The organism is Streptomyces sp. NPDC005533, from assembly GCF_042871845.1.
Classification (GTDB): Bacteria; Actinomycetota; Actinomycetes; order Streptomycetales; family Streptomycetaceae; genus Streptomyces.
On the sequence record NZ_JBIAJH010000115.1, the window covers coordinates 1 to 5516 of the forward strand.

Here is a 5516-nt window from a genome sequence, read left to right on the forward strand (position 1 = left end):
AACATCACCCGCAGCCGCCTCGCACGCCTCACCCGCCAAGGCTTCCTCACCCAACCCGGACGAGGCCGCTACCAGAAACGGACTTAACAACCTCTAAGATCGCCGCCTTCTACAAAACCAGACGCATGCACAGCCGCGCCGGCGGACTCCCACCCGTGGAGTTCGAGCGCATGATCAACCAACAGCGAGCCCGAGCCCACCAGAGGGCCCAAGCCGCATAGATGCGCCTCTACGTCTCCAGGGGCTATCGGGTGACAGCCATACCCAGCACCCCTGGGTGCTCCAAGCCTACGAATGACCGGAGCGGCCTACGACGAACGGTATGGATGGGGTGAGAGGCTTCGACAATTGCTCAGGTCGCGAGCCCTCTGGGGCGCTGGCTGAGGTCCAACTCGAAGAAGCTCATTGAGCCTCCCCAAGTGGCTTGACACGACGTAACAGCCTCGGGGGAGCCGTCGCGACGACTCCGGCGGGATGCACGGGAGCCAGGAGCCGGGCCGACGACCACGCCGTGTGGCGCACCGCCGCCCGGCCCCCGCCGCAGCTGTCCGTCAGCCGCTGTTGCCGTCACAACCGTGAGTGTCCACGGCGGACTGCTATCCCGGTTACTAAATGGGCTCGATCATTCGACCCATGGAACCAGATCCCACTTCTGAGCAGAATCCGCCGGGTTGCACTTCACAATCGACATACCGGTCTCGCCGTCCGGAGTGGCGGAGTCCGAAGCAAGGCACCTCCCGGTGTCCAGGGGAGTGGTGTCGTTGGAGTATAGGTGGATGGTTTTGTCCGAGTAGGGCCGCCATTGCTGGCCGTCATGGCCGCACCCCCGCACAAGAGGAACGGCGCTCAAATAGATGAAAGGGACGAGGGTGGCGGGGGTCGCCTCACCGTCGCTGACGCAGAAGTCCCCACCCTTCGTATCGCCCACATACAGCGTACCGTCGGACAGGTAGTTGAAGGTGAATTCCTCCGAGGTGTTGCCGGTGCCGTCGCAGTAAAAATTGTTCAGGACAAGGTTGCTGTAAGCGGTTAGTGTAATAGACGGCCATATCCCGTCCTCGACGGTCAGGCAGTAATCCGGCGACGAGGCGAGTTTGATCGTTTTTGGCCCGGTCACGGTCACGGGCTCGGCCGTGGGCGTTTCCCACAGTTCCGAGGGATCCTTGGGGTCGCACGGCACAATCGCCATAGAGGTCACACCGGCCGGAGTGTCGGATTTCGAATCGAGGCACCTCCCGGTGTCCACGGGAGTAGGGTCGTCGGAGAATAGGTGGATGGTTCCGTCCGACATGATCCGCCATTGCTGGCCGCGAGGCTGATTGCACTTAGTCACAGAAGGACGGTCCTTAGCGCCAACGAGCTCCTCGCCGTTGGTGAGGCAGAATTTTCCGCCCTTGTCGTCGCCCACAAACAGCTTGCCGGTGTCCTTCTGGTAGGTGAACTCCTCCGCGGAATTGAGGCTGTAGCCATCGCAGTAATAGTTGTTGAGGACAAGCTCGCTGGATCCCAAAGCATGCGCCGTCGGCCATATCCCGTTCTCGACGGTCAGGCAGTAATCCGGCTGCGTGGCACGCCTGATCCTGCGAGGGGCTGTATCCCCCACGATTGTGGGCCCAGCGGTCCAGATCCTCACGGCGTCCAGCCTGAACCAGGGTTTCGCCGACCCGGTGACGCTCTTGTTGGTGAGTGTCAGTGTGTGCAGCGTGTTGGCGTCGAGGTCGCGGATGCTGAAGATGTCCTGGAAATCCTGTCGGGTCGCCGCGTATGTGGAGATTGTCTTCTTTCCGGCGGGGACGGTGAAGTTGGCAGTAACTCCTATGGTGTCGCTGTCGGGGGCCAGGGGGCCGACGACGTCGATGCCGGTGCCGTAGAAGGAGATCGTTACCTTGTTTCCATTCATTTCGGTGGCGTAGACGCCTCCCATGTAATTGCTGATCGCACCGGAATCGGCCTGGAGTTTCCACCCCGCGCCCTGGTGTTTGAACGTGTCTGGGTCGTTATTGTCGGCATCCCTGATCTGCTGTTGCGGGAGAACATCGGCGCCGTTCCACCAGTTGATTAGCTTGGTGTAGGAGGGCTTTGTCCCTCCTTTCTTGTATCCGTAGTACGCTGCCAGGTCTCCGATCTTTATGTGTGCGGTTTGCAGGTTCCCCGAGTTGGCCAGGATATAGGCAATGATCTTCACAGGATCGGCCACAGCCTGGGTTTGCGTGTTCGGCGCTGAACTGGCCCAGATGCCTCCCGCCGCGCTGAAATCAAAAACGGAATCCAGATCCTTCAGGAGATCCAACGCGTCCTCGAAGTTGACCCCGAACACTGCCGCGCTGGCGGCCGCTTCCTCTATTTTTAGCCTGTCCATACTGGATGCAGATAGAACCGGTTTACCGTTGCCGAACAAAAATTTCTTCGCGCCAGCTTCCAGCGACGAGATATAATTTGTGGAATTAACGGTTCCCGTCGCGTTCTGAATGGCAATCAGGGCTGCCCACTGCCCCACACCTGTGAGCTGGTCTGGGTTGTTGTTGTAGTAGCCGCAGTTGTAGGCCAGCCACACGAGCTTACGGAAATAGGGCTTGGTCAGCAGTTCGGCTGCATGATCGCGACTGAATCCATTCGGGTATTTCTGGGGATAGGTTTGCGAGCCGATGGCAGCAGCGCCTTTGATGAACTTGTCGACAGCGGTCGCGTCGAACCCGGCCGTCTGCATCGCCTGGTAGGCTTTCGTGTTGGCAGTCTGGCGGTCGACGTCATCGTTCTTGTCCGTCAGGTCGCGCCAGTCGTAGGAGCCGATGCCCAGCACGCCCGCCCAGAGGCTGGTGAGGGCGCCGCTGTCGGTCTGCTTGATCATGTCGCTGTAAGCAGTCCACGTGGCGTTCGGGGACGAGGTCATGTGCGCCCCGTGCTTGTCTTCCCGGACGATGTACATGTCGACGGTGGGGAACCCGCCGGTGCCCGCCCAGCCGCTGACACCCTTGATGTTGACAATGCCCAGCACCTTGTTAACCGCGGTGGCGATCGGTCCCCACGGGGTCGCGACGGCGGAGGTCGCTGTGATCGGCGCACCCGTTACCGTGCTCAGGCCCCAGACGATGAGAGACCTGGTGTAGTCCTCATTTCTGACGACCTGCGTTTCATTTGGCGGGATCATCTGCGCCTGCTGCTTGATCGCGTTTAATATGTTCGTGTCGATCTTCCCGTCGTTTTCGAGATGGGTCTGGACTCCGCCGGTCCACCTGCCCCAGATGTCGTCTACGCCGTTAACGAGGGTCGCAAGGTCGCCATTCAGGTCCGTTGCATGCTTGCCAAACGTATTGAGCACATCGGCCACGGGCACGCCGTTGGACTTCTGTGTGGCTGAGTAGTTCTTCGCCTCCAGATCCTTTAAATCCTTACCGAGGCTCTTATCCCATTGCTTGAGCGACTTCAGCGCGCTGGTCGCCTGCGCTTCCGTCATCCCGCCCAGCCTTGCCAAATTTTGCACGACTAGCTTATTTGTCGGTACAATTTCATTCAGCCACGCGCGCGTTTTGGCTTCATTTACGGCACCGGAGCCGCCGTCCGCCAGAATGCCGCTCACTGCGCTGCCACCTGCTGCCGCCATGTCCGCGAGCACGAACAGGATTCTCGTCCTCTGGAACACGTAGATGTTCTGGCCGGCGGAGCTACTGCTGGCGGCGCTGCTGGCGGCGCCGGTCTTGCTGGTGCCGGTCTTGCCGGTGGAGCTCTGATTGGTCAGGTTCTGGACTTTCAAGCTATGCGTGAGGCCGCCGACGCTGCGGGCTACGTTCGCGAGCTGCACAGCCTTGACGAAAGCCTTCTGGGTCAGAAGCTCTGCGGTGCTGAGGGGTTCAGTGATTGTGCTCGGCTCAGTTGACCTGCTGTAATACGTTAGGTCGACGGGGGCGGGCAGTACGTCGATGTCCGCGTTGGTGGCGGCGCCGCCGAGAGAGGCGGAGCCGAGCACGATCGCGAGTGAAAAGGCGGCCGCGGCGGATCGTCTGGCCGCCACCCACCGCGTTCCGGGTGGGGTTTTCTCCTGTCTGTACATGTGCTGTTCTCCTTCTGCTGTGGCGGGATGCCTCTGCTGTTGTGCTGTCGTGGATGGGCCGGAAGGCCGCCGCGGCCTCTTTGCCGGGACCCGGCGAGAGGCTCAAGCTGCCGGTCAGCTGGCCCGCGGAGTACGCCATCTGTCTGAACTCCTCCCTTGCTCGTGGCCAGGCGGAGTGTGCCCGTACCCCGCCGCCCGCAGGGCCCCTGGGGAAGCCCCAGCGGTCCGTATCCTGGACCGTGGCGGCCTGCGAACCCTGCAGGCCCGCAAGGTTCACGAGTGCGACAGGGGCAGGTCACAGCGGCACTCGCGCGGTTCGCACCATCCATCTGCCGCAACGTCAGGCGGTGCCAGGCCCCGGTGCCCGGCCGGCAGCCCCCTCCGGACAGGACTTCTCATCCCTTGCCCGGCGCACGCCTGGGCCCCAGTCACCCGGGAGGCCTCCCATGCGTCTAAATGCCTCTACGCCCATAGAGAGGTGACCTCCCCCGCGTGTATGACGCTGAGACGAGCAGAGGCAGAGCTCTGATCCGAAGTCCTGAAGGTCCTGAAACACGCGTGACCGGTCCCTGAACGACGCACGGTGCCTCTCCTGGCGGGGCCACAGTGGGGCAGCACCACGCCGCTGACGCGGCTGGCCTCGCGCTGTCGGGTCCTGTGGACCGGCGGCAGCAGGGGAGTGGTCCCCGGCTATCACCATCGGCAACTCCTCCCGGTGAGCCAGCGACCCGCTCGTCTAAAGGTTGTTGCAGAAGGGTGGGTGGGGGGCAGGTCGTTGTGGTGGATGACCTGCGGGTTTCACCGGGCCATGGCCCGGTTGTGCATGGTGGCGACGGCCTGGACGGCGTGGTGGAGGCCGTCTCCTTTTTGGCGGCAGTCGCGGAGGATCTTCCAGTTCTTCATGCGGGCGAGGGTGTGCTCGACACGGGCGCGAACCCGTCGGTGTTCGGCGTTGTCCTCCTCCTGGCGCTGGACCCCGGCCGAGCGGACACCCTTCTTCAGGAACCCGATGTCGTCCACGATCAGCACCGCATCCGAATCGCCGAGGTGCTCGATGACGTAGTCCCGCACGTCGTCCAGGACCTCGTCCGCATTCCAGTCGATCCGGTTTCAGCAACCGGTGGATCCGGTCCGGGCCGCCATGCCCGGCCTCCTCCGCGAGCGTCCAGCCCTTCTTCCGCTCCAGCGGAGCGATCAACCCCCGCATATAGGCAAGAGCCGACTCACGCGGCTCCGACCTGGAAAAACGGTGCACGAACCGCTCCTGCAAGGCCTTCAGTTCACCAGCCCACAACCGGGCATCAACACGCTCCCCACCCATAACCACACCAACGACCGACCTGCCCAACCGTCACGGCAAAGACCGTTGCAGTACTAGGGTCCGTCTTCAAAAGATCGTTCGATGGTGGATCATGTTTTTCGTGATCCGTCGCCATGAACTGACCGATTTCGAGTGGGAGTTGCTGGC

The 5516-nt window shown here is 62.1% G+C and carries 1 protein-coding gene and 2 pseudogenes; all 3 read right to left on the reverse strand.

The annotated features are described in order from the left end of the window. Window positions 1–622: 622 nt before the first annotated feature. Complete coding sequence (locus ACFYP3_RS36850; RefSeq protein ID WP_388842416.1) at window positions 623–4048, reverse strand: hypothetical protein; 3426 nt, start codon at window positions 4046–4048, stop codon at window positions 623–625. A gap of 798 nt (window positions 4049–4846) precedes the next feature. Then, window positions 4847–5014 (reverse strand): annotated as a pseudogene (locus ACFYP3_RS36855) (transposase family protein); the annotation flags it as partial. Next, window positions 4997–5369: pseudogene (locus ACFYP3_RS36860) on the reverse strand (transposase); the annotation flags it as partial. The pseudogenes ACFYP3_RS36855 and ACFYP3_RS36860, both read right to left, overlap by 18 nt. Window positions 5370–5516 lie beyond the last annotated feature (147 nt).